This is a genomic window from Nocardiopsis protaetiae (assembly GCF_045446735.1).
GTDB classification, from domain to species: domain Bacteria; phylum Actinomycetota; class Actinomycetes; order Streptosporangiales; family Streptosporangiaceae; genus Nocardiopsis; species Nocardiopsis protaetiae.
On record NZ_JBJJBV010000010.1, the window covers coordinates 35,618 to 60,195 of the forward strand.

The following is a 24,578-nucleotide window of genomic DNA, read 5'->3' on the forward strand; positions in this document are numbered from 1 at the left end:
CCGGTGTGCCGGGGGTGAGACAGCAAGAGCAGGTTTCCAAAACCCCCGCCATCTGCGGAGGGCGGTGTGCGGAGACCGCTCTCGGTCGCGTTGGTCTCCACGGGGCACCCCTTGGGAACGTACAGACCCGGGCTGGGCGCGGAGCCGTCCCCACGGTACGACGCCCGGCAGACCAAAAAGACGTACGCGTCTCCCGCACGTCCCCGGTGGTGGGGGTGTTTCCAGGGGACGGGTCGGGGCACAGCACACACCCCCGACCACACAGGTCCACGGAAAGACGCCCCGACTGCAAACCCGCGGTTGCACAGACCTCGCTTGAAAGCCCAACCACAGACGGGGTAACCCCCGCCCCCACCGCCCTCCCCGACCACAGGGGGTGAGACCCCCGCCCCGATCGCCTTCCCGACCCCAAGGGGGTGACGGCCGCAGAAGACCGCCCACCCGGCGGGCCGCCTAGGCCTCGCGCACGAACCGGGCCCGGAACTCGTCGTCCTTCACGTACTCGGGGCGGATCACCTTGACCACGACCTGGCGGCCGGACGGGGTACGGGCCAGGTACACCCGCCCCATCCCGCCCGCGCCCAGGCGTTCGGTGAGCAGGTAACGACCGATGCGTTCGGGGTCCGAGGCGAGCAGGGTTCCACGTCGTCGCTTTCCACCCGGTTCCACCCGGGGCAGGGGATGTTCGTTCCGGTACGCGAGAAGCGACTATGTCAGCAACGCACCACAGCCCCCGGCCCCAAGGGGCCCGGGGCCGCGGCCGGTCCCGGTCAACCACCCCCGGTCACCCGCTCCCAGTCACCCGATCCCGGTCAACCACCCCCGGTCACCCGGTCCCAGTCACCCGCTCCCAGTCAACCGCCCCCGGTCACCCGCGCGGGTCGGCGACCCCGCCGAGCGGCCCCTGGGCGCGGTAGTCGTCCAGGGCGGTGACCGCGTACACCACGTCGTCCCCCGCACCGGTGTCGTCGAACGCGGTGCCGCCGGTCACGCCGACGAGGTTGGCCGGGGTGAGCGCCTCGCACACCGTCTCGTCCCCGGCCTCGGCCACCTCGGCGGGCAGCCGGTACACGGCGTAGAAGCGGGCGCCCTCGGCGGCCTCCCAGGTCACCTCGACCCCGCCCTCGACCCCATCCCCGTCCTCACCGGCGCTGGCCGACACCCCGGCCACCGCGCCCACCCGCGCCTCCTCCTCGCCGGAGTCGGTGCGCGGCGGCAGCGCCGGGTCGGCGTAGTGGCCGCCGAGCAAATGCTCCACCGCGTCCCGGTTCTGGCGCAGGCTCTTGATGGAGAAGTAGACGTCGCCGCCGACCTCCTCCAGCTCACCGGAGTAGTCGAGCTGAGTGGACAGGGCGTCGTCGGAGGTCCACCCGCTCTCCCCCAGGCGGTAGGCGGCCTGGCCGATGTACAGCTCCACACCACTGCCGGCGACCTCGTCCGCCCACCAGTCGGTGAGCGCCTCGTAGTCGGCGGTGCCGAAGCCGCGCTCCCAGTACAGCTGGGGTGCGACGTAGTCGACGGTGCCCTCCCGGATCCAGGTGCGGGTGTCGGCGTACTGGGCGTCGTAGGACTGCAGCCCCGAGCTGGGCGACCCGCTGGGGTCGGTGCTCTGGTTGCGCCAGATGCCGAACGGGGAGACGCCGAAGCTCACCCACGGCTTGGTCTCCTGGATGGCGCCGTGCACGTCGCGCATGAGCTGGTCGACGTTGTCGCGCCGCCAGTCGCCGCGGTCGTCGAAGTCGCCGCCGTGCGCCTCCCACGAGGCGTCGTCGTCGAACTCCTCGCCGTCCTTGGGGTAGGGGTAGAAGAAGTCGTCGAAGTGGACGCCGTCGATGTCGTAGCGCTCGACCACGTCCATGATCACGCCGGTGACCCACTCCCGGACCTCGGGGTTGCCGGGGTCGACGTAGGCCTCGGTGCCGTAGTCCACCAGCCACTCAGGATTCTTCTTGACGGGGTGGTCGTCCACCAGGTTCTCGATGTCGGGGTCCTGCAATCCCACCCGGTAGGGGTTGAACCAGGCGTGCATCTCCAGGCCGCGTTCGTGCGCCCGCGCCACGGCGTACTCCAGCGGGTCGTACCCGGGGTCGCCGCCCTGCTCGCCGGTGAGGTAGCGGGCCCAGGGCTCCTTGTCGGAGGCGTACACGGCGTCGGCGGTGGGGCGCACGTGCAGGAACACGGCGTTGAGGCCCATGGCGACGGCGTCGTCGAGGTAGGCGTCCAGCTCGGCCTTCTGCTCGTCGGCGGACAGGCCGGGCTCGGAGGGCCAGTCGATGTTGCGCACGGTGGTGAGCCAGGCGCCGCGCATCTGCCGGTCGGAGTCGGCGGCGCACAGCGCGTCCGCGGCCCGGACGGTGCCGCCTGCCCCGTCTGCCCCGCCCGCTCCACCACCGCCACCACCGCCGCCGACGCCGCCGTCGGCACTGCCCCCGTCGGCGCTGTCGCCGTTGCGGCTGCCGCTGGCGCCGTCGCCGAGCACTCCCCCCGGGACGCCGGCGGCGCATCCGGCGAGCAGGACGGTGGACGCGGCGGCCATGGCCGCCCACCGCGCGGCGCGCGGTGCGGTCACGGTCCGTGCCACAGAACCCTTCAAAGCAACGTCTCCTCTGGAACCGGTGGGCGGCGCCCGTCCCCGGGGCACCGTGCCGTGGACCAGAGTAGAGGACAATGTCAATTTTCAGACACGATTCAGCCAATCTGTGGACAACCTCGCACAAGCCCGAGTTCGGGAACATCTCCGCAGGTCAACGCAGCCCCCGGAATCCCCACGGTTTCCCCGGTCCCGGGTACGGAAACCGTCGCCCCGCCGCGCCCCGCCCCCCGCCGGGGGCCTTGACCTCCCCCTCCGACCTCCCCCGCCCCGGGTCGGCGGGCACATCGGGAGTCCTAGACTCGGGTGACGTGAACGCCGCTGTGTGCCCACCCAAACTCTTCGTTCGGACCGTTCCGCTGCGCGGCGGCGCCGACTCCCTGGTGCGCCGTCTGCCCGCCGGGGCCCCGCTGGCGTGGCTGACCGGCGACAACGCACTGGTCGGCTGGGGACGGGCCGCCCACTGGAGCCTGGCCGCCGAGCCGGCGGGCACCGAGCCCACCGACACCACCCGGTTCACCGAGGCCGCCCGCTGGCTCAACGGCGTGCTGGAGCAGTCGGAGGTGGAGGACGGGATCGGCCTGCCGGGCACCGGTGTCGTGGCCTTCGGCACGTTCACGTTCTCGCCCACCTCCGCGGGCTCCACGATGGTGGTCCCCCGCGTCCTGCTGGGCCGCCGCGGCGACCGGGCGTGGCTGACCACGGTCACCGACGAACCCGGCGTCCACCCCGAGGAGCTGCTGTACCCGGCCCCCGCCCCGCGTCCGGTCGGCCCGCTGACCTGGAGCACGGGCGAGCGCACCGCCGGGGAGTGGGGCGAGGTAGTCGCCGCCACCGTCGCGCGCATCCGCGCCGGGGAGCTCGACAAGGCGGTGCTGGCCCGCGACCTCATCGCCCGGGCCGACGCCCCCATCGACGTGCGCACCGTGCTGGAGCGGCTGCACGCCCGCTACCCGCAGTGCTTCACGTTCTCGGTGGCGGGCATGATCGGCGCCACCCCCGAGCTGCTGCTGCGCCGGGAGGGCCCGGACCTGACCTCCCTGGTGCTGGCGGGCACCCGCCCGCGCGGCGCCGACGAGGCGGCCGACCGGCGCCTGGCGGAGGAGCTGATGTCCTCGGCCAAGGACGTGGAGGAGCATGGCCTGGCGGTGGACTCCCTGCGCGACGCGCTGGCCCCCCTGGCCGAGGAGCTGGCGGTCCCGGCCTGGCCGCACCTGCTGCGGCTGGCCAACGTCCAGCACCTGGCCACCCGCGCGCAGGCCCGGCTGCGGCCGGGGGTGTCGGCGCTGGACGCGGTGGCCGCCCTGCACCCGACGGCCGCCGTGGGCGGTACCCCGACCCCCACGGCGATGCGGCTGATCGACGAGGTGGAGGGCATGGACCGCGGCGGCTACGCGGGCCCGGTCGGCTGGGTGGACGGCGCGGGCAACGCCGAGTGGGGCATCGCCCTGCGCAGCGCGCACGTGGACGGGGCGACGGCCCGGCTGTTCGCGGGGTGCGGGATCGTGGCCGGGTCGGAGGCGGAGGCGGAGATCGCCGAGACCGAGTCCAAGTTCCGGCCGGTGCGCGAAGCCCTCACCGACACCGCGGAGCACGCGGCCGGCGCGGATGCGGGCGCCGGTACGGGAACGGGTGCCGGTACGGGAGCGGGTGCCGGTACAGGAGCGGGTGCCGGCACAGGAGCGGGCGCCGGCACAGGAGCGGGCGCCGGTGCCGGTGTGCCGGGGGAAACGGGCGCGTAACACGCCGGGGCTAGCGTACGGCCATGCAGATCGACTTCGTGACCTGGGACGACCCCGACGCCGCCGCCCTGCGGGCCGGCCAGCGCACCGAGATCGCCGAAAGGTACGGCACCCCCGACTCCGAGCCGGGCACACCCCCGTCCGCGTCCGACATCGCCGTGTTCGCCCTGGCCCGGACCGCCGACGGCACCGCCGTGGCCTGCGGCGGGCTGCGCGACCTGGGGCCGGACGAGGGCGGCGAGGTCAAGCGGATGTACGTGCTGCCCGAACACCGGGGCTCGGGTGCGGCCGCGCTGCTGCTGGCCGCCCTGGAGGAGTGGGCGGGCGGCCGGGGCTGGAAGCGACTCCGGCTGGAGACCGGCGACCGCCAGCCCGACGCGGTGCGCTTCTACACCAAGTCCGGTTACACCCCCGTGGAGCCGTTCGGCGCCTACGCCGACTCGCCCTCGTCGCTGTGCTTCGGCAAGGACCTCTAGCTCCCCTGGCTCCCCCGGCGGCCCCGGAGCCCCCGGACAAGAACCGGCCCCGGAGCCCCCGGACAAGAACCGGCCCCGGAACCCCCGCACACGAACCGGTCCCGGGGCTCCCCCACGATGGAGTCCCGGGACCGGTGTTCAGGGGTGTCGGTCACTGACCGACGTCGCGGCCGCCCTTGTGCCAGATGCAGACCACCGACGGGCGCGGGAAGTCGCCGTCGGGCCACACGCTGGTGGGCGCCTCGAAGGTGCCGTTCTCACCGGGGTGCTGCGGGGCCAGGAACACCGTCTTGTTGTCCTCGGTGATCAGCGGCCCGCACGCCTCGGCGTCCGCCGGGACGGTGGCGAAGGTCTTGAGCTCACCGCGGAAGCGGCCCTCGACCGGCATGACGTGCAGCGCGTCGTTGATCCCCAGCGTGCCGGGCTGGCCGTCGGTGGAGATCCACAGGTTGCCGTCCTTGTCGAAGGCGACGTTGTCGGGCGCGGAGATCGCCACGACCTTCGACTTGTCGTAGCCCGCGTAGTAGGTGTCCTCGTCCTCGGGGTCGCCGCACACCAGGGGCACGTTCCAGGAGAAGGCCTCGGCGGCGGAGTCGCCGTTGTGCTCGATGATCTCCAGGATGTGGCCGTGCTTGTTGGGGCCGCGCGGGTTGGGCTCGTCGGCCTGGCCGGGCTCGCGAGCGGTGTTGTTGGTCAGCGCGACGTAGACCTTGCCGGTGACGGGGCTGGGCTCGACGTCCTCGGGCCGGTCCATCTTGGTGGCGCCCACGGCGTCGGCGGCCAGGCGGGTGTGGACCAGCACCTCGGCGACGGTGAACCCGCCGACGAAGCTCTCGGTGTCGGTGGCCAGCGGGATCCAGTCGCCGTACCCGTCGAACTCGCCGTCGGAGGGCAGGGTGCCGCTGCCGTCGATCTCCTCCTCCGGGCTGTTGCCGGTGAGGCGGGCGACGTAGAGCGTGCCGGTGTCCAGCAGGGTGAGGTTGTGGGCGGTGTCGCCCTCGCGGTACTTCTTGGCGCTGACGAACTTGTAGATGTAGTCGAAGCGCTCGTCGTCGCCCATGTAGGCGGCGACGCGGCCGTCCTTGGCCACCTGGATGGTGGCGCCCTCGTGCTTGAACCGGCCGAGCATGGTGCGCTTGGCGGGCACGAAGTCGGGGTCGAAGGGGTCCACCTCGACGATCCACCCGAACCGGTTGGCCTCGTTGGGGTGCAGGGCCAGGTCGAACCGCTCCTCGGCGCGGTCGAACCGGCGGCCGCCGTAGGTGTTCCCGCTGGTGGGGATGCCGTAGCGGTTCAGGGCGGGCTTGTCGGCCGCGGGCACGCCGTCGCCGCCGACGAAGTACTGGTTGAAGTTCTCCTCGGCGGTGAGGAAGGTGCCCCAGGGGGTCATGCCGCCCGCGCAGTTGTTGAGGATGCCCTTGACCTCGCGGCCGGTGGGGTCCTCGGCGGTCTTGACCAGGTCGTGCCCGGCGACGGGGCCGGTGAGGACGGTGGGGCTGTTGCCGGTGACGCGCCGGTTGTAGCGCCGCTCGCCGCCGGCCAGGACCCACTTGCCCGTTCCGCCCTCGCGCGTGAGCTCGACGATGGAGCCGCCGTGCGCGGCGATGGCCACCCGGATCTGCTCCAGGTCGGCCTCGTTGCCGTTGGTGTACCCGCGGAACATGATGTTCTCGTTGGTGTACTCGTGGTTGACCCACAGCAGGCCGCGGTCCGCGTCGATCTGGTGGAAGCCGACGTAGTCGCAGTTGTAGCCGAACTGCTGGGCCTGGGCCTCGGCGGTCTGGTTCTCGATGTCGAACGCGGGGGCGCCGGGCACGACGGGGTCGCCCCAGCGGATGATCACGTGGTGGTCGTAGCCCTCGGGCACGGTGATCTTGTCGTCGGTGTTGGCGGGGACGTTCTTGAAGGTGGGGCGGGGGGCGGGCTTGGGGCGGCCCGGGCCGCGGTCGGGGTCGGCCATCGCGGGGGCGGCCACGCCCAGGGCGCCGGCTCCGGCGCCGACCACGGCGGCGCTCAGCACCGAGCGGCGGGAGAGGGCCTTGGCGAAGATGTCACCGAAGTAGGGGTTGTCACTGGTGTTGGGGGCGGGGTGGAAACAGGCATCGCCGCAGCGCAGCTCGCAGGTCCTGCGGGAACGACCTCCCCCGACCATGCCGATGAGCGGCAGCGAGCGACGGCGGGGCGCGGATTCGGGCACACCTTCTCCTTGGGGATCGTGACTTCCCCCGGGCGGCTCCACCCTGGTACGGGGCAGGGGCGATGCCGAGCGGGGTCGCGGCAGGCGGGGTCGTCCCACCGGTCGCTCTCGACCTTGGCCGAGGTTCCACACGCACGGGTGAAACCGAGGTGAACGCCCTTACAACTCCGGCACATCCCTGAGTTGATCACTTTTCGCGACTTGGTGAACACCCACAGTCGGCCCTTGTCCGCGATGATCCACCACCGCGGACCGCCGGGTCCAGGCTCCACGCCCGGGGCCCTTCCCGGTCCTCTCCCCGCCCCTGCCCGGAGCCCGCCTCCCCTATGCCTTCTCCTTGCTGCGGCCGACCGGGACGACCATGGGGCCGCCGGTGACGGGGTCCTCCACCACGACGGCCTCCAGCCCGAACGCCTCGCGCAGCAGGGCGGGGGTGAGCACGTCGGCAGGGCTCCCGCTGGCCAGCACCCGCCCGTCGCGCATCGCGATGATGGTGTCGGCGTAGCGGGCGGCGAGGTTGAGGTCGTGCAGGACCATGACGATGGTGCGCCCGCCCTCGTCGTGCAGTTCGCGCACCAGGTCGAGCACGTCCACCTGGTGGACCAGGTCCAGGAACGTGGTGGGCTCGTCCAGCAGCAGCAGGTCGGTGCCCTGGGCCAGGACCATGGAGATCCAGGCGCGCTGGCGCTGGCCGCCGGACAGCTCCGACAGCGGGCTGTCGGCCAGGTCGGCCAGCCCGGTCAGCTCCAGCGCCCGGGCGACCGCCTCGTGGTCGTCGCCGGACCACTGGCGGTACCAGCGCTGGGCCGGGTGGCGGCCGCGGGCCACCAGGTCGGCGACGGTGAGCCCGTCGGGGGCGGTGGGCTGCTGGGGCAGCACGCCCAGCACCCGGGCGACCTCGCGGGTGGGGGTGCGGTGGATGTCGTGGCCGTCCAGTTCCACCACTCCGGCCTTGGGGCGCATCAGCCGCCCCAGGGCGCGCAGCATGGTGGACTTGCCGCACCCGTTGGGTCCGATGACGCAGGTGATGGTGCCCTCGACGATGTCGGCGTCCAGGCCGTCGACGATGACGCGGTCGTCGTAGGCCAGGGTCAGGCCGCGGGCGCTCAGCCGCGCCCGGGCGTGGGAGGGCGCGCCCTCGGTGCGGGTGGTGTGCGGGGCGGTCACGCTTGGGTCCTCCGGTTGGCGCGGACGAGCAGGTAGATGAGGTAGAGGGCGCCCAGGCAGCCGGTGACGACGCCGACCGGCAGCTGGATGTTGTCCAGGGTGGTGCGGGCCAGCAGGTCGGCGCCGCTGACCAGGGCGGCGCCGACCAGCGCCGACAGCAGCACCGGCGGCCGGGAGGTGCCGGGCCCGGCCAGGCGCAGGGCGATCTGCGGGCAGGCCAGGGACACGAACAGGATCGGCCCGGCGGCGGAGGTGCCGAACGCGGCCAGCAGCACCGCCAGGACGAGCATGGCGGTGCGGGCGCGCTCCAGGTCCACGCCCAGGCCGCGCGCCACGTCGTCGTCGTAGGCCAGGGCGTCCAGGGTGCGCGAGGCGGCCAGGGCGAGCGGCAGCAGCACCGCCAGGGCCAGGGCGACCGGGGCGGCGTTCTCCCAGGTGCGCATGCTCAGGCTGCCGGCGACCCACACCATGGCCCGGCCGGTGTCGGTGACCTCGCCCAGGGTGAGCAGCCACAGGGTGAGGTTCATCAGGACGGTGGAGATGCCCACGCCCACCAGCAGCAGCCGGTAGCCGTCGATGCCGCCCCGCCGGGCCAGGGTGTAGCACAGCACCCCGGCGGCCAGCCCGCCGATCAGGGCGACGGCCGGCACGCCCAGCGCGGACAGGGCGCTGCCCCCGGCGAGGATGCCGTAGCTGCCGCCGAACGCCAGGACGGCGACCACGCCCGCACTGGCCCCGTGGGTGACGCCGAGCAGGTCGGGGCTGGCCAGGGGATTGCGCATGATGGTCTGGGTGACGGCCCCGGCGGCGGCCAGGGCGGCCCCGGCGAGCATGCCCACGACCACGCGCGGCATCCGCACCCGCCACACCGTGAAGTAGTGCTCGTAGTCGGTGCCGATGACGTGCGCCCACACCTGGGCGGGGGTCAGCGGGGTCTGTCCCAGGGAGAGGTTGAGGGCGAGCAGGACGACCAGGGCGGCCAGGGTCGCCAGGCACACGGCGATCAGGCGGGGGCGCAGCCGCAGCGCGACGGGGCCCAGGCGCAGGGCGGGGCGGCTGCGGCGCAGCCGGTCGCGCACCGTCGGCGCCGGGCGTTCGGGGGCGAGGGGTGTCATAGCGCGAGCAGTCTCCGGCGGCGGACGATGTAGATGAAGAAGGGCGCCCCGACCAGGGCGAGCACGATGCCGACCTGGAGTTCGCCGGGGGGTGCCAGGAAGCGGCCCAATACGTCGGCGGCCAGCAGCAGGATCGCGCCCATGAGGGCGGAGTAGGGCAGCAGCCACCGGTGGTCGGCGCCGACGATCCCGCGGGCCAGGTGGGGGACGATCAGGCCGACGAACGCGATGGGGCCGCAGGCGGCGACGGTGACCCCGGTGAGCAGGGTGATCGCGGTCAGGCCCACCACGCGGGCCCGGCCCACGTGGTGGCCCAGCGCCTTGGCGGTGTCCTCGCCCAGGGCCAGGGCGTTGAGCGCCCCGGCGTTGGCCAGGCCCAGCACGGCGCCGACGGCCACGACGACCAGCATCGGGACCAGGATCTCGGGGTCGCGGCCGACCAGGGAGCCCACCCGCCAGAACCGGAAGTCGTCCATGGTGGAGCGGTCCAGCAGCACGAGCCCGGACACCACCGAGTAGGCGAGCCAGCTCACCGCGGTCCCGGCCAGCGCCAGGGTGACGGGTGTGGGTCCGCGCCCGGGCACGGACCCGATGAGGTAGACCACGACGACGGCGGCGCCCGCCCCGGCGAAGGCCAGCCAGGCCTGGGTGTACAGGGCGGTGATGTCGAGGAACGCGATGCCCAGGACCACGGCCAGGGCCGCCCCGAAGGTGACGCCGAGGATGCTGGGATCGCCCAGGGGGTTGCGGGTGTGGCCCTGCATGAGCGCCCCGGCCAGTCCCAGGGCGACGCCCGCCATGACCCCCAGCGCGGTGCGGGGCAGCCGGATGTCGTGGACGATGATGTCGGCCTCGGCCCCGGCGGTGGAGGTGAGCGCCTGCCAGACGGTGTCGGGGCTCAGGGCCCGGGCGCCGATGAGGACGCTGCCCAGGCAGGCCGCGCACAGCAGCAGGACGAGGGCGGCCAGTCCGGTGAGGCGGCGGGCGCGGCGGGCGGCCACCGCGCCGCCCGCGGTGCCCGCGACCGCCGGTGCGGCCGGGGGAGCCGCGTTACCGGGGGGCGGGCCGGAGGTGTCGTGCACCCGGACTCCTATCATGACGAAGGCCAGGCGAACCTTACTTAGGTTTGCCTAGCCGTATCTGGATGATCTAAGTTTGCCACGTCCCGGCCTGGAACGACACACCGCCCCGCGGTCCGCACACCCCCCGAGTCCCTTCCGGACCCGGCGCGTTCCCCGACCCTCATGGAGCCCCCGTATGACCCTGCCCACCCGGCAGCGCCGCCTCACCCTGTCCACCGTCGCGGTGGCCGCCTCGGTCGCCATGCTGACCGCCTGCGGAGCCGGCGGCCCCGAGGGCAACCCCGACGCCACCAACGAGCCCAGCGACGGCTACCCGCGGACCGTGGAGCACTTCCTCGGCTCCACCGAGATCCCCGCGGCCCCCGAGCGGGTCCTGCCGCTGGACGCCGCCTACGTGGACTCCACCCTGGCGCTGGGCGGCAACGTGGTGGGCTTCACCACGTTCGCCGAGGACGTCACCGAGCTCCCCGACTACCTGCTGAACAGCGACTGGAACGCCGGCACCGCCGACGAGGCCGTCCCGGTGGGCCTGCTCTGGGAGGTCGACCCCGAGGCGGTGGCCGCCACCGCCCCGGACCTGATCCTGTCGGCGCAGGTCCGCCACGGCGACGGGTACGCGCAGTTCTCCGAGGTCGCCCCGACCGTCATGTCGGAGACCACCGGCGCCACCTGGAAGGAGAACCTGGTCCTGACCGGTGCCGCGCTGGACGCCGAGGAGGAGGCCGAGCAGCTGGTCACCGAGTTCGAGGACCGCGCCGCCGCCCTGGGCGAGGCGATCATCGAGGCCAACGGCGGCGAGGCGCCCACCGTGTCCGCGGTCCGGTTCGCCGGTGACGCCGACGGCGTGCGGCTGTACACGCCCAAGTCCTACATCGGCGTGATCCTGGAGGACGTGGGCCTGGAGCCGGGCCCGGGTGTGGACACCGGGTCCGAGGAGATCGTCACCTACCACAGCCAGGAGCGCCTGCTCGACCTGGACGCCGACCACCTCTTCGTCGCCACCTACGACGACGGCGGCGAGGACGGTGTGCAGGAGAGCAAGCAGGAGTACATGGCCGCTCCGCTGTGGGGCGAGCTGACCGGTGAGATCACCGAGGTGGACGACGCGTACTGGATCTCCGGTGTGGGCCTGATCGCCGCGCACGCGGTGCTGGACGACCTCGCCGAGATCTTCGACGTCGACCCGCAGCGCTAGGGCCGGTATCCCCCTCCCCGCTCGAACGGGTGCGCGGCGCCTGGCGCCGCGCACCCGTGTCACCCCGCGACACCACACCGGGAGACCTCTGTGGAACCGCCCCGCTCCTTCGAGCACGCCCCCTGTCTGGACGCCGACCTGATCCCCGCCCCCGTGCGGGCGGCGGCGCTGGAGCTGGCCTCCGGGTCGGGGGCGGGCTATGTCTACGACCCCGCTCTGGCCGCCGACCGGGCCCGCACGCTGCGCAAGGCGCTGCCGGGCTGGGCCCGGGTGTACTTCGCGGTCAAGGCCAACGGGTTCGAACCGGTGCTGGCGCACCTGGCCGAGGCCGTGGACGGGTTCGAGGCGGCCTCGCTGCGCGAGGCGCGCGCCTCCCTGGCGGCGCTGCGCGAGCGGCGCGGCGACGCGGGCGGCCCGGGCGGCTCAGGCGGGCGGATCGCGGTGAGCGGCCCGGGCGGCACGGGCGGGCGGATCGCGGTGAGCGGCCCGGGCAAGACCCCCGAGCTGCTGGCCGGGCTGGCCCGGCTGCGCGCCGAACGCGGCGCCGACGTGGTCGTCAACCTGGAGAGCGTCCTGGAGGCGCACCGGGCCTCGGCGGCGGTGGTCGACGCGGGTACGGTGCTGCCGGTGACGATCCGGGTCAACCCCGCCCGGGTGCCGGTGAGCGGTTCCCTGGTGATGGGCGGCACCCCGGGCCCGTTCGGGATCCCCGAGGCGGAGGTGCCCGCCGCGGTGGCGGCGGTGCGGTCCCTGCCGGGACTGGACCTGACCGGCTTCCACGTGCACGCGGTGAGCGGCAACACCGACGCCGCGGCGCACGCCGCCTACGTGCTGTGGTGCCTGGAGTGGGCGCGCGAGACGGCCGGCCGGCACGGGGTGGACCTGCGCACGGTGGACGTGGGCGGCGGCCTGGGCGTGCCGTTCGAGGCGGGCGACGACGCCTTCGACCTGGAGGGGTTCGGCGCCGCGCTGGCGGACGCCCCCGACCCGGGTGTGGAGGTGGTGTTCGAGCCGGGCCGGTGGATCGGCGCCCCCGCGGGCTGGTACGCGGCCCGGGTGACGGACGTCAAGGCGGCCTACGGCGGGACCTTCGCCGTGGTGCGCGGCGGCATCAACCATTTCCAGCTGCCCACCTCGTGGGAGATCCGGCACAATTTCGCGGTGCTGGAGGACGACCTGTGGCCGGCGGGTGTGCCCCGCCCCGAGGCGCGCGGGGCGTCGGTGACGGTGTCGGGCGAGCTGTGCACCCCCGAGGACGTGCTGGCCCGGGACGTGCGGGTGCCGTCGGTGCGCGCCGGTGACGTGCTGGTCTTCCCCAACGCGGGCGCGTACGGGTTCGAGTTCGCCATGCCCGCGTTCCTGGGGCACCCCGCGGCGGTGCGCACCACCGTGGACTCGCGGCTGCCCTGAGCCCTCACTCCCTGTGTCGGGGGACACACATTCCCCCCTTGACACTTCTTAGGCAAGGCTGCCCTAATTAATGTGGTCGCCCGGCGCCGCCGCGCCCGGCCCTGCCCCCGCTTTCCAGAACAAGGAGACCCCACCGTGTCCGCCTCCCCCGCTCCGACGGCCGACCCGGCCACCGTCACCTGGCGGATCGAGAACCTCACCGGTGCCGACGTCCTCGCCGACCCCGCCCCCTGGGTCGAGGCCTACGAGGAGGTCTACGCGCACGCCCTGCACCTGCCCGACCACCGGGACCCGACCTTCGCCGAACGCCTCGCCTTCAGCGCCGGCCGCGACGGCTTCCGGCTCACCTCCTGCCACGTCGACGGCGCCCTGGCCGGGTTCGCCTACGGCTACTCCCTGCCCCCGACCACCGGCTGGTGGAACGGCTTCACCCCGCTGCCCGGCGTGGACGCGGCCGAGGTCACCGCCGAGTACCCGGGCCGCACCTTCGCCATGTGCGAGGCCCTCATCAGCGAGCCGTTCCGGGGCTCGGGCGTGGTCGAGCGCGCCTTCCCCTTCCTCGTCCAGGGCCGGCCCGAGGAACGCGCCGCCGGGCTGGTCGCCGAGACCAACGCCCACGCCCTGGACCTGGTCCTGCGCAACGGCTGGACCCACGTCGGCGACGTCGAGCCCCACCCGGGCTGGCGCCGCCACCACGCCCTGCTCATGCCCCTGCGCTGACCCGCCCCCGGCGCGCACGACGGCGTGCGCGCCGGCACCTCCCGTGCCCGCCCCCGGGGCGTGCGGCCTCCCCCGTCGCCTCCGCCCCGGCGTATCGCAGCGACCGGGCCCCGCGGCCCGGGACTCCCCCATCTCATCCCCGTCCGCGCGTTCCACCCGCTTCGGAGAGAAACAGGAGCCCCACGCCCCATGACCATCACTCCCGGTGGCGACACCGTGACCTGGGGGCCCGACGGTCTCACCGTCCCCACCGACGCCTCCACCCTGCTGCCCGACGCCCTGGCCGCGGCCCCCGGCGGCCCCGAGGCGGTGACCGCCCTGCTGACCGCCGCCGCCGGCGTCCTGACCGCGGCCCGCGAGGAACGCGGCGGACCGCTGCCCGCCCGCACCCCGCACGAGGTCGCCGAGGCCGTCCGGGCCGCCCTGGGCCCGCTGACCGCCGCCCCCGAGGGCGACCGGCACGCCCCCGACCTCGCCGAACGTGTTCTCGCCCGGCTCACGCACACCCTGGCCCTGCACGCCGCCGACCCCTCCCACCCGCGCTGCGCCGCCCACCTGCACTGCCCGCCGCTGGCCGTGGCGGTGGCCGCCGACGCCGTCGCCTCCGTCCTCAACCAGTCCATGGACTCCTGGGACCAGGCCCCCGCCGCGACCGCCATGGAGACCCAGGTCATCGGCGAGCTCGCCGGGCTGGCCGGATACGACCCCGCCCTCGCGGGCGGTGTGGTCACCTCCGGCGGCACCGAGTCCAACCTGACCGCCCTGCTGCTGGCCCGCGACCACGCCCTGGCCGGCCCCGAGCGCGACCCCGTCCGCCACGGGGTGGCCCGGGCGGCCGCCGGGGCCCGCCCGCGCATCCTGTGCGGGGCCGTCGCCCACTTCTCCGTCCAGCGCTCGGCCGCCCTGCTGGGCCTGGGCGAGGACGCCGTCGTCACCGTGGACGTGGACGCCCGGCACCGGATGCGGCCGCGCGCCCTGCGCGAGGCCCTGGACCGGATGCGCGCCGACGGCGACATCCCCGTCGCGATCGTCGCCACCGCGGGCACCACCGACCTGGGCGGCATCGACTCCCTGGGCGCGGTCGCCCACATCGCCCGCGAGTACGGGGTGTGGCTGCACGTGGACGCCGCCTACGGCGGCGGGCTGCTGTTCTCCCGCCGGCTGCGCGGCCTGCTCGCCGGGCTGGACCGGGCCCACTCCATCGGCCTGGACCTGCACAAGCTCGGCTGGCAGCCGGTGGCCGCCGGGGTCCTGCTCACCCGCGAGCGCGCCCTGTTCGCCCCGCTGTCGCGCTCGGTGGACTACCTCAACCCCGCCGACGACGAGGAGGCCGGCTACCCCAGCCTGCTCGGCTACTCGCTGCGCACCACCCGCCGGGCCGACGTCTTCAAGATCGCCGTCACGCTGCGGGCCCTGGGCACCGACGGGCTGGGCCGCCTCGTGGACGCCTGCCGCGACCTGACCCTGCGGACGGCCGCCAAGGTCACCGCCCACCCGCGGCTCCAGCTGGCCGCCGCGCCCTCCCTCACCACCGTGGTGTTCCGCTACGACGCCGGGGCCGACTCCGACGAGGTGAACGCCCGGCTGCGCCGCCGCCTGCTGGAGGAGGGCCGGGCCGTGGTCGGCCGCACCCGGATCAACGACCGGGTGTGGCTCAAGCTCACCCTGCTCAACCCCTACACGACCGTCGAGGACACCGCCGCGCTGCTCGCCGAGGTGGCCGCCGCGGGCGACACCGAACTCTCCGCCCTGAAGGAGTCCCGTTGACCGCCGACCCGCACCCCCGTACCCCCGAGGGCGACCCGCTGTACGACCTGGTGGGCATCGGCCTGGGCCCGTTCAACCTGGCCCTGGCCGCCCTGGCCGACGGCGTGCCCGGGCTCGGCGCCCGGTTCCTGGAGGCCCGGACCGACTTCTCCTGGCACCCGGGGCTGCTGCTGGAGGGCGCCCGGCTCCAGGTGCCGTTCCTCGCCGACCTGGTGACCCTGGTCGACCCCACCAGCCCCTGGTCGTTCCTGTCCTACCTGCGCGAACACGACCGGCTCTTCCCCTTCTACTTCTCCGAGCACTTCCACGTGCCGCGCCGGGAGTACGACGACTACTGCCGCTGGGTCGCCCGCTCCCTGGACTCGTGCCGGTTCGACGCCCGCGCGACCGCGGTCCACCACGAGGACGGGGTCTTCACGGTGGAGCACGTCGACGCGGCGGGTGTCGTGACCCGCACCCGCGGGCGCGCCCTGGTGCTGGGCATCGGCACCGAGCCGGTGCTGCCCGAGCCGCTGCGACCCCTGGTGGGCAAGCGGGTGTTCCACGCCGCCGACTACCTGGAGCGGGTCGCCGGGCTGGACGGGGTCGACGACATCACCGTCCTGGGCTCGGGGCAGTCCGGCGCCGAGGTGTTCCTGGACCTGCTGCGCTCCCCCGCCCACCGCGACACCGCCGTGCACTGGCTGACCCGCTCGCAGGCGTTCGCGCCCATGGAGTACTCCAAGCTGGGCCTGGAGCACTTCACCCCCGACTACACCCGCTACTTCCACGCCCTGCCCCAGGAGACCAAGGACCGGGTGGTCCCGGCCCAGTGGCAGCTGTACAAGGGCATCAGCGGCGACACCATCGGCGAGATCCACGACGTGCTCTACGAGCGCGGCATCGCGGGCGCCGACGTGGGGGTGAGCCTGCGGGCCCAGTGCGAGCTGCTGGCCGCCGAGGCCGACGGCGACGGGTTCGCGCTGCGGTTCCGCCACCGCGAGCAGGACGCCGAGTTCACCGTGCGCACCGGCGCGGTGATCGCCGCCTCCGGGTACGCCCACCGCACCCCCGACTTCCTGGCGCCCCTGGCCAAGCTCATCGAGACCGACGGGCAGGGCCGCCCGTTCATCGACGAGGACCTGCGCCTGGCCACCGACCCGACCCTGACCGCGCCCGTCCACGTTCAGAACGCCGAGCTGCACACCCACGGCGTGGGCGCCCCCGACCTGGGGCTGGGCGCCTGGCGGGCGGCCGTCATCCTCAACTCCATCACCGGGGGCAGCGCCTACCGGCTGCCGGAGCGGACGGCGTTCACGTCGTTCGGCGCACCGGCCGGGGCGCGGCGGTGAGCGGGGCCTCGTTCCGTCGGCTGTACCTGCTGGTCATCCTGCTGCACCTGGTGAGCGACGTGGCTCTGAGCCCGTTCTACCCGCAGCTGTTCGAGCGGCTGTTCGGGGTCACCGACCCGGCGGCCACCGGCGTGTACATCTGGGTGTGCCGGGTGACGGCGCTGGTGGCCATGCCCCTGTGGGGGCTCATCGCCCGGCGGTTCTCGCTGTCGACCCTGGTACTGGGGTCGCTGGGGGTGGCCGCGGTGCTGGAGCTGGCGCTGGCGGTCTCGCCGACGTACCCGGTGTTCCTGGTGCTGTCGGCGGTGCAGGTGGCGGTGACGATGGCGTTCACCCTGGCCTACCCGGCGTTCGTGGGGACCGGCACCGACCGGGTCCGCGACGTCACCGTGTTCGCGTACGTGGTCAACGGCGGCACGGTGGTGGCCACGCTCATCGGCGCGGGGATCATGGCCCTGCCCCAGCCGCGGTGGGGCATCGCGGCCTGCGCGCTGCTGTACGTGGCGCTGGCGGTGCTGTGCCATCGCAGGCTGCCGAGGGAGCGGCGCGCGCCCGCGGTGGTGGACGCCGTCGAGGCGGCCGGGCCACAGGCGGCGCCGCGGGGCGCGGCGCCGCGGAGTGCGGTGGCGGCGATCGCCGCGGTGAGCGCGATCGTGCTCGCGGTGGAGATCGCCCGGCTCATCGTGCGCCCGTTCTTCACCCTGTACGCGGAGGACGGCGGCGTCGGCACCACGGCCGCCGCCGTCCTCTTCCTGCTCCCGCAGGTGGCCGTGCTGGCGGTGCTGCCGCTGGCCGGGCGGGCGCACGCCCTGCTGGGCCGGGCGCTGCTGCCGGTCGCGTGCCTGCTGGCCGCGACCGGGCTGGCCGCGCAGTTCCTCACCGGCGACCCCGCGCTGCTGGCGGCGGCCCGGGTGGTGTTCGGCGTCGGGCTGGGGCTGGGGCACGTCGCCCTGGACCTGCGGGTGTTCGCCGTGACCGGCACGGACGGACCGGCGTTCTCCGCCGTGGCCACCGTGCGGGTGGCGGCGACCCTGGTCAGCCCGGTGGCCGCCACCGCCCTGGCCGCGGGCGGGCTGGGGCTGCCGCTGCTGGCGGGGGCGGGGCTGTTCGCCGTGCTCGCGCTGCTGCTCTGCCTGCCCTCGCGCCTGCCTCCATCACCGCCGCCGCCCGACGCCGCCGAGACCTCCGACGACCCGTCCGCGCACCGCACCGAAAGTCCGCACCATGTCTGAGAACGCACAGTCCACCCACGACGCCGACCTGTGGCGCCGGGCCGGGAGCCGCCTGCTCGCCCACATGGTCGGTGAGATGGCCTACGAGGAGATGGTCGTCCCCGAGGCCGTGGCCGAGCCCTCAGGGGCAGGAGGTTCCCCCGCCTGGCGGCTGCCCGTGGACGGAGGCGTCGTCTACACCTTCACCGCCCGGCGCGGCGGCTTCGGCTCCTGGCACGTGGACGCCGACTCCTTCGTCCGCACCGACGACCGGGGCGCCGAGCCGGCCTGGGACCCCACCCGGTTCGTCACCGACGCCCAGAAGACCGTGGGCCTGCCCGGCGACTCCCTGGCCGAGGTGGTGCGCGACCTGCTGGCCACCCACGCCGCCGACGCCCGCCTGCTGGCCGCCGCCCTCCCGGCCGCCGAGCTGGCCGACCTGCCGTACGAGGACCTGGAGGGGTACCAGACCGGCCACCCCTGCATCTTCGTCAACAAGGGCCGGCTCGGGTTCTCCGCCGACGACGCCGCCCGCTACACCCCCGAGGCGCGCGGCGCGTTCCGCCTGGTCTGGATCGCCGTCCACCCCGACCTGGGCGGGTTCCAGTCCATGGCGGGCACCGACCGGGCCGCGCTGGTCGCCGCCGAGATCGACGCGGACCAGCGCGCCGAGTTCGCCGCCGCCATCCGCGGGCGCGGCGGAGACCCCGACGCCTACCTGTGGATCCCCGTCCACCCCTTCCAGTGGGACGAGGTGGTCGCCCCGCTGTTCGCCGGGGAGATCGCCCTGGGCCGGGTGGTCCGCCTGGGCGAGAGCCGCGACCGGTACCGCCCCTTCCAGTCCATCCGCACCCTGATGAACCTGGACCGGCCCGACCGGCTCAACGTCAAGGTGCCGCTGATGATCCGCAACACCCTGGTGTGGCGCGGGCTGTCGGGCACCCAGACCGGCTGCGCCCCGCACACCAGCACCTGGCTGCGGACCCTCGCCGAACGCGACGGCTACTTCAGCGAGACCGGGGTGGTGATGCTCGCCGAGCGCGCCTCCGCGACCGTCCCGCACCCGGTGTTCGCACAGATGCCGCAGGCCCCGTACCGGTTCCACGAGCTGCTGGGCACCATCTGGCGCGAGCCGATCCACCACCACCTGCGCGAGGGCGAGCGGGCCCGCACCATGGCGTGCCTGCTGCTGCGCGGCTCCGACGGGCGGCCGCTGGTGGCCGAGCTGATCGAGCGCTCCGGGCTGGGGGTGGAGGCGTGGCTGGAGCGGTTCACGGCCGCCCTGTTCCCGCCGGTGCTGCACTACCTGTACCGGTACGGGGCGTCGTTCACCCCGCACGGGGAGAACGTGGTGCTCGTCCTGGACGAGAACGAGGTCCCGGTGCGCATCGCCCTGAAGGACTTCGGGTCGGACGTGGAGCTGCTCCCCTTCGACCTGCCCGAGTACGCCGAGATCCCCGAGCACGTGCGGTCGGTGCTGCACCGCTGGCGGCCGGAGGAACTGGCGCACTCGGTGCTGTCCGCGATCTGCGCGGGGCACCTGCGGTTCCTGGCCGACATCGTCGAGCACGACCTCGGGGTGCCGGGGGCGCGGCTGTGGGCGCTGGCCCGCGCCCAGGTGCTGGCCTACCAGGCGCGCTTCCCGGAGCTGGCCGAGCGGTTCGCCTGGTTCGACCTGCTGGCCCCGAAGGTGGGGCGGGTGGCGCTCAACCGCGAGCAGCTGATGGGCGGCGGCTTCCACGAGCGCGCCGAACGCGACGCCGAGTTCGACGTCATGCACGGGCTGGTGGACAACCCGCTGGCCGTGGCAGTGCCCGGGGAGAACGGGGAGAAGGAGTGAACGACATGAACCGCGTGTCCACCACGTTCGCCGCGTCCGCCGCGCCACTGCCGGTGCCGGCCGAGCTGACCGCCGAGCACTGGGACCGGGCCTGCGACCTGCTGGCCGCCAAGATGGTCGCCGAGCTGTGCTTCGAGTACGCGCTGCCCCCCGAGGCCGACGGGCCCGGGCGCTGGAGCGCCGCCGTGGGCGGGGCCCGTTACCGGTTCGAGGGGAGGCGCACCCTGCTGGACGGGTGGCGGGTGCTGCCCGGGGTCACGCGTGTCGGCGCCGACGGTGTCGAGGCGCCCGCCTCGCCGTTCGCGCTGCTGCGCGACCTGGGCGCGGCCGGGATCGTGGACCCGGCGGTGGAGGCGTTCACCGTCGGGGAGCTGACCGCCACCCTGTCCGCGGACGCCCGGCTGGCCGTGGAGCGGCGCACAGCCGCCGACCTGGCCGACCTGCCCTACGCCGACCTGGAGGGGTACCAGACCGGGCACCCGTGGATCTTCGCCAACAAGGGGCGGGTGGGCTTCTCCGCCCGCGACCGGGCGGACTTCCCGCCCGAGGCGCGGCGGCCGATGCGGCTGCCGTGGATCGCGGTGCACGCCTCGCTGGCCGAGTACCACGGGGTGCCGGGGCTGGAGCCGGAGGTGCTGCGCGCCCGCGAGCTGGGCGAGGAGACCACCGCCCGGTTCACCGCGCGGCTGACGGCGGCGGGGGCCGACCCGGCCGCGTTCGTGTGGTTGCCGGTGCACCCGTGGCAGTGGGACGAGGTGGTGGTGCCGCTGTTCGCGGGCGAGCTGGCGCGCGGGCTCATCGTTGCGCTGGGCGAGGCGGGGGACGACTACCTGCCGCAGCAGTCCATCCGCACGTTCACCAACCTGACCCGGCCGGACCGGTTCAACGTCAAGCTGTCGTTGGCGATCCTCAACACCATGGTCTACCGGGGCATCCCCACCGAGCTGTGCCGGGCCGCCCCGGTGAGCACGGGATGGGTGCACGCGCTGCACGCCAAGGACGCGTTCCTGGCCGAGCGGCACCGGGTGATCCTGCCCGGCGAGGTGGCCGCGGTGGCGGTGCGCCACCCGGTGCTGGAGGACATCCCGGACGCGCCGTACCGGCACCGGCAGCTGCTGGGGGCGCTGTGGCGCGAGCCGGTCGCGGAGAGCCTGGAGGCGGGCGAGCGGGCGCGGACCCTGGCGGCGCTGCTGCACGTGGACGGGCAGGGGCGGGCGTTCACGGCGGAGCTGGTGGAGCGGTCCGGGCTGAGTGCCGAGGAGTGGCTGGGCGCGCTGTTCGGGACGGTGCTGCCGCCGCTGCTGCACCTGCTGTACCGGTACGGGCTGGCGTTCAACCCGCACGGGGAGAACACCATCGTCGTGTACGACGGGCGGGACCGACCGGTGCGGCTGGCGGTCAAGGACTTCGTGGACGACATGAAGCTGCTGGACGTCGACCTGCCGGAGTACGAGGGGCTGCCGGCGGAGGCGCTGGGGGTGCTGATGCGCTTCGACGCCCACGAGCTGACGTCGTCGGTGGCCAAGTCGCTGTTCATCGGGCACTTCCGGTACCTGGCGCCGCTGGTGGAGGAGCAGCTGGGGGTGGGCGAAGGGCGGTTCTGGGCGCTGGTGCGGGCGGAGATCGACCGGTACCAGGCGGAGTTCCCGGAGCTGGCCGACCGGTTCGCGCTGTTCGACCTGCTGGCGCCGGAGTACGAGCGGGTGTGCCTGAACCGGGAGCGGCTGCTGGGCGGCGGCTACCACGACCGCGCCGAGCGCGACGCCGAGTTCCACCTGGACGCCCCGGCGATCCCCAACCCGCTGCACACCCCGGAAGAGGACCGATGAGCCCGCTGATCGGCGACGGACTGCCGCCCCTGTACGAGACGCTGCCGCCGTCTCCCCCTCCGCCACCGTTCCCGGTTCCGCTGGAGCGGCTGCGCGCCGACGTGGAGGCGGGCGGGATCACGGACGTGATCGTGGCCCTGCCCGACCTCCAGGGGCGGGTGCAGGGGAGCCGGGTGGCGCCGCGCGACTTCGCGGAGCGGGTGCTGTCGGATGGGTTCGACGCCTGCCTGTACCTGCTGGCGACCGACGTGGAGATGGAGTCGCGGCCGGGGTACGCCACCGACCCGTGGGGCGGGGGGCTGGGGGACTTCGCGATCCTGCCGGACCTGGGAACGCTGCGGTACCTGCCGTGGGACCCGGGGACCGCGCTGGTGCTGGGCGACGCGCTGGACGCCGAGGGGCGGCCGGTGCCGGTGGCGCCGCGACAAGTGCTCAAGGAGCAGTTGGAGCGGCTGGCGGAGCGGGGGTGGCGAGCGCTGGCGGGGACGGAACTGGAGTTCCTGGTGTTCCGCGACTCCTACCAGGAGGCGTTCGAGGGGGGATACCGGGGGCTGACGACGGCGACCCGGTTCAACTCCGACTACGCGCTGCCGGAGGTCACCGAGATCGACCCGCTGATGCGGCGGATCCGGACCGCGATGGAGCGGACGGGGATGCGGGTGGAGTCGGCGCGGGGCGAGTGCCACCCGGGGCAGTACGAGATCGTGTTCCGCTACGACGACGCGCTGCGGACCTGCGACAACCACGTGGTGTACAAGGCGGGGGCGAAGGCGCTGGCGAGCCAGGCGGGGGTGTCGCTGACGTTCATGGCCAAGTACGACGAGGGCGAGGGGAACTCCTGCCACGTGCACCTGTCGCTGCGCGACGAGGCGGGGGCGCCGGTGTTCGCCGACGACGGGTCGGGGCGGTACGGGATGTCCAAGCACATGGAGCATTTCGTGGCGGGGCAGCTGGCGTGCATGCGGGAGTTCGCGTTGTTGCACGCGCCCAACGTGAACTCGTTCAAGAGGCTGTCGCCGCAGGCCTACGCGCCGAGTTCGATCGCGTGGGGGTTGGACAACCGCACCTGCCCGGTGCGGGTGGTGGGGCAGGGCGAGTCGGCCCGGATCGAGTTCCGCGTGCCGGGCGGGGACGCGAACCCGTACCTGTCGGTGGCGGCGATCATCGCCGCGGGGCTGTACGGGATCGACCAGGCGCTGCCGCTGCCGGAGCCCACGGCAGGTGACGCGGGCGCCGCCGACCTGCCACGCCTGCCTGCTTCCCTCGAAGAGGCCGTCCTCGCCTGGGAGACCAGCGAGATCGCCCGCTCGGTCTTCGGCCCCGACATCGTCCGCCACTACGCCGCCGCAGGCCGGGCCGAACTGGCGGCCTTCTCCGCCACCGTCACCGACTTCGAACGCCGCCGCCACTTCGAGCGCGGCTGATGTGAAGGTGCCCCCGCCGGCCCCGTTCCGGCGGGGGCATCGTCCACTCACACTCTCCTGTGCTTCCACGACCTCGGCGCGCTGGAAGAACTGACCGGCGAACCGATACACGTGGACTTCCGGAGCCCTGGGGCCAGCGTGAGCCCGACACCTCCGGACGCGGTCCGGGCCTGCCCGTAGTCACTCACCAGCACGAACAAGACCTCGCCCGGCGTCACGGATCCCCACATGCGTGGGGAGCACGCCCAGGACGACAACGACGAGGCCGCGGTCAAGGGACCATCCCCGCATGCGCGGGGAGCACTACCCGTACAGCCGCTGCAGCTCGCCGTCGTCGGGACCATCCCCGCGTGTGCGGGGAGCACTACCGGGGGGCGTAACCGATACCCCCCGGGCGGGGACCATCCCCGCGTGTGCGGGGAGCACAGTAAATGACCTGCACGGATTCCACGGGAAACCAGCCGATTTCATGACTTCTCAAGAAACGGACAAAACACCCGGACCTTGATCCTCTGCTCCAGGGTTTTCTACCGGACCGAGGGTGCCAGAGCAACGGGCACCTCTACAACCGTCGAGACCCCGAGCGTGGCCACCCACCCCCATGGACAAGAGAGGTCCGCCTGATGCGGCCCGGGGGAACGCAGAACGTCCCGCCCGCGCAGGTGCGGGCGGGACGACTCCGGTCAGGCAACCCGGCCCTTCGGCGGCCGGGGACGCCGGGGCAGCGGCCGAGGCGGCCCGGTCGGAGGGCGGGGGCGCGGGATAGGATGCGTCACCGATCCTGCTTTCCGAACATGTGAGAGTGTCTGGATTTTGGGATTGTGAGGGCCTGGGAAGAGCGTTGCACCGCTCTCCTGGGCCCGTTTCGCGTTATCGGTGCGAAGGCGACCGTTCAGGCCGCGGTGGTCCAGGGGTTGTCGGTCAGGTCGTAGGCCAGGAAGAACCACACCTGCCGGTGATCCGCGATCCCGTTGTCACCCCAGGAGGTGGACAGGGCGTCCACCAGGGCCAGCCCGCGCCCGGATTCGGCGTCCGGGTCCAGGCCGGACGGGTCGGCGGCCAGGTACTCACGCCGCCCGTCGGGGGTGGTGCGCCCGTCCGGATGGCCCTGGTCGGTGCACATCAGGTGCATCCCGGTGCGGCGGCGCTCGCAGCGCAAGGTGAAGGTCCCGAACGGACACCCCGACAGCGAGTGCGTCAGCGCGTTCGCGGCCAGCTCGCTTCCCAGGAGCGTGAAGAGGTAGCGGTAGTCGGCGCCCCGCTCGGCGGCGCTGGCGTCCAGAAACGCCCGCACCAGCGGCATCAGCTGCGGAGACGACCCGAACTCATAGGAGCGCACCTTGTAGTGCGGCCGACGGGCGTGGGGGTTGAAGTAGTGCCGGCACCGCCGCGGCACCAGCTCCCCCAGCGGCAGGGTCACCTGCGGCAGCGAGGGCATCGGCGGGGGCGAGGGAACGATTGCGAGCATGACGAAGACACTCC

18 protein-coding genes are annotated in these 24,578 nt (G+C 73.8%); 11 read left to right on the forward strand and 7 right to left on the reverse strand.

Going from position 1 to position 24,578, the window contains the following annotated elements:
- Positions 1–453 precede the first annotated feature (453 nt).
- A complete protein-coding gene (locus ACJOT3_RS02850) occupies positions 454–669 on the reverse strand; it encodes an AarF/UbiB family protein (RefSeq protein ID WP_406968406.1) in 216 nt (71 codons plus the stop codon).
- A gap of 199 nt (positions 670–868) precedes the next feature.
- On the reverse strand, positions 869–2,536 hold the full coding sequence (locus ACJOT3_RS02855; protein WP_406968448.1) for a glycoside hydrolase family 10-like protein: 1,668 nt from the start codon (positions 2,534–2,536) through the stop codon (positions 869–871).
- Between the two features lie 365 nt (positions 2,537–2,901).
- Here ACJOT3_RS02855 and ACJOT3_RS02860 point away from each other — a divergent pair, with 365 nt between their 5' ends.
- Positions 2,902–4,332, forward strand: a complete 1,431-nt coding sequence (locus tag ACJOT3_RS02860; protein ID WP_406968408.1) for an isochorismate synthase — start codon at positions 2,902–2,904, stop codon at positions 4,330–4,332.
- 23 nt (positions 4,333–4,355) lie between these two features.
- Positions 4,356–4,808 carry a GNAT family N-acetyltransferase gene (locus ACJOT3_RS02865; protein WP_406968410.1) on the forward strand — a complete coding sequence of 151 codons (453 nt, stop codon included), beginning with the start codon at positions 4,356–4,358 and terminating at the stop codon, positions 4,806–4,808.
- Between the two features lie 151 nt (positions 4,809–4,959).
- On the opposite strand, the gene ACJOT3_RS02870 is transcribed toward ACJOT3_RS02865, so the two are convergent.
- The 4 genes from ACJOT3_RS02870 to ACJOT3_RS02885 all read right to left on the reverse strand — a co-directional run bounded on the left by ACJOT3_RS02870 (position 4,960) and on the right by ACJOT3_RS02885 (position 10,369).
- A complete protein-coding gene (locus ACJOT3_RS02870) occupies positions 4,960–7,005 on the reverse strand; it encodes a PhoX family protein (protein WP_406968412.1) in 2,046 nt (681 codons plus the stop codon).
- Positions 7,006–7,329: 324 nt separating this feature from the next.
- A complete protein-coding gene (locus tag ACJOT3_RS02875; RefSeq protein ID WP_406968414.1) occupies positions 7,330–8,172 on the reverse strand; it encodes an ABC transporter ATP-binding protein in 843 nt (280 codons plus the stop codon).
- Positions 8,169–9,287 carry a FecCD family ABC transporter permease gene (locus ACJOT3_RS02880; protein ID WP_406968416.1) on the reverse strand — a complete coding sequence of 373 codons (1,119 nt, stop codon included), beginning with the start codon at positions 9,285–9,287 and terminating at the stop codon, positions 8,169–8,171. Before ACJOT3_RS02880 ends, ACJOT3_RS02875 begins: the two co-directional genes overlap by 4 nt.
- Positions 9,284–10,369 carry a FecCD family ABC transporter permease gene (locus ACJOT3_RS02885; RefSeq protein ID WP_406968418.1) on the reverse strand — a complete coding sequence of 362 codons (1,086 nt, stop codon included), beginning with the start codon at positions 10,367–10,369 and terminating at the stop codon, positions 9,284–9,286. Before ACJOT3_RS02885 ends, ACJOT3_RS02880 begins: the two co-directional genes overlap by 4 nt.
- Positions 10,370–10,544: 175 nt before the next feature.
- On the opposite strand from ACJOT3_RS02885, the gene ACJOT3_RS02890 reads away from it, so the two are divergent.
- The 9 genes from ACJOT3_RS02890 (at position 10,545) to ACJOT3_RS02930 (ending at position 23,096) form a co-directional block, all read left to right on the forward strand.
- On the forward strand, positions 10,545–11,564 hold the full coding sequence (locus ACJOT3_RS02890) for an ABC transporter substrate-binding protein (RefSeq protein WP_406968420.1): 1,020 nt from the start codon (positions 10,545–10,547) through the stop codon (positions 11,562–11,564).
- Between the two features lie 90 nt (positions 11,565–11,654).
- The gene (locus ACJOT3_RS02895; RefSeq protein WP_406968422.1) at positions 11,655–12,974 is read left to right on the forward strand and encodes an alanine racemase; all 1,320 of its coding nucleotides are present in this window, start codon (positions 11,655–11,657) and stop codon (positions 12,972–12,974) included.
- Positions 12,975–13,109: 135 nt separating this feature from the next.
- Positions 13,110–13,694 (forward strand): GNAT family N-acetyltransferase, encoded by a 585-nt coding sequence (locus tag ACJOT3_RS02900; RefSeq protein WP_406968424.1) that lies wholly within the window; start codon positions 13,110–13,112, stop codon positions 13,692–13,694.
- Between the two features lie 189 nt (positions 13,695–13,883).
- Positions 13,884–15,461, forward strand: coding sequence for a pyridoxal phosphate-dependent decarboxylase family protein (locus tag ACJOT3_RS02905; protein ID WP_406968426.1), 1,578 nt, complete (start codon positions 13,884–13,886; stop codon positions 15,459–15,461).
- Positions 15,458–16,792, forward strand: coding sequence for a lysine N(6)-hydroxylase/L-ornithine N(5)-oxygenase family protein (locus ACJOT3_RS02910; protein ID WP_406968428.1), 1,335 nt, complete (start codon positions 15,458–15,460; stop codon positions 16,790–16,792). Before ACJOT3_RS02905 ends, ACJOT3_RS02910 begins: the two co-directional genes overlap by 4 nt.
- The gene (locus tag ACJOT3_RS02915; protein WP_406968430.1) at positions 16,789–18,024 is read left to right on the forward strand and encodes an MFS transporter; all 1,236 of its coding nucleotides are present in this window, start codon (positions 16,789–16,791) and stop codon (positions 18,022–18,024) included. The genes ACJOT3_RS02910 and ACJOT3_RS02915 overlap by 4 nt, the downstream gene beginning before the upstream one ends.
- Positions 18,017–19,843, forward strand: a complete 1,827-nt coding sequence (locus tag ACJOT3_RS02920) for an IucA/IucC family protein (protein ID WP_406968432.1) — start codon at positions 18,017–18,019, stop codon at positions 19,841–19,843. The genes ACJOT3_RS02915 and ACJOT3_RS02920 overlap by 8 nt, the downstream gene beginning before the upstream one ends.
- Before the next feature lie 5 nt (positions 19,844–19,848).
- Positions 19,849–21,672, forward strand: a complete 1,824-nt coding sequence (locus tag ACJOT3_RS02925) for an IucA/IucC family protein (RefSeq protein WP_406968434.1) — start codon at positions 19,849–19,851, stop codon at positions 21,670–21,672.
- Positions 21,669–23,096, forward strand: a complete 1,428-nt coding sequence (locus tag ACJOT3_RS02930) for a glutamine synthetase family protein (protein WP_406968436.1) — start codon at positions 21,669–21,671, stop codon at positions 23,094–23,096. The genes ACJOT3_RS02925 and ACJOT3_RS02930 overlap by 4 nt, the downstream gene beginning before the upstream one ends.
- Before the next feature lie 892 nt (positions 23,097–23,988).
- Here ACJOT3_RS02930 and ACJOT3_RS02935 read toward each other — a convergent pair.
- Entirely contained in the window at positions 23,989–24,564 is a 576-nt protein-coding gene (locus ACJOT3_RS02935; RefSeq protein WP_406968438.1) for an ATP-binding protein, read from the reverse strand.
- Positions 24,565–24,578 lie beyond the last annotated feature (14 nt).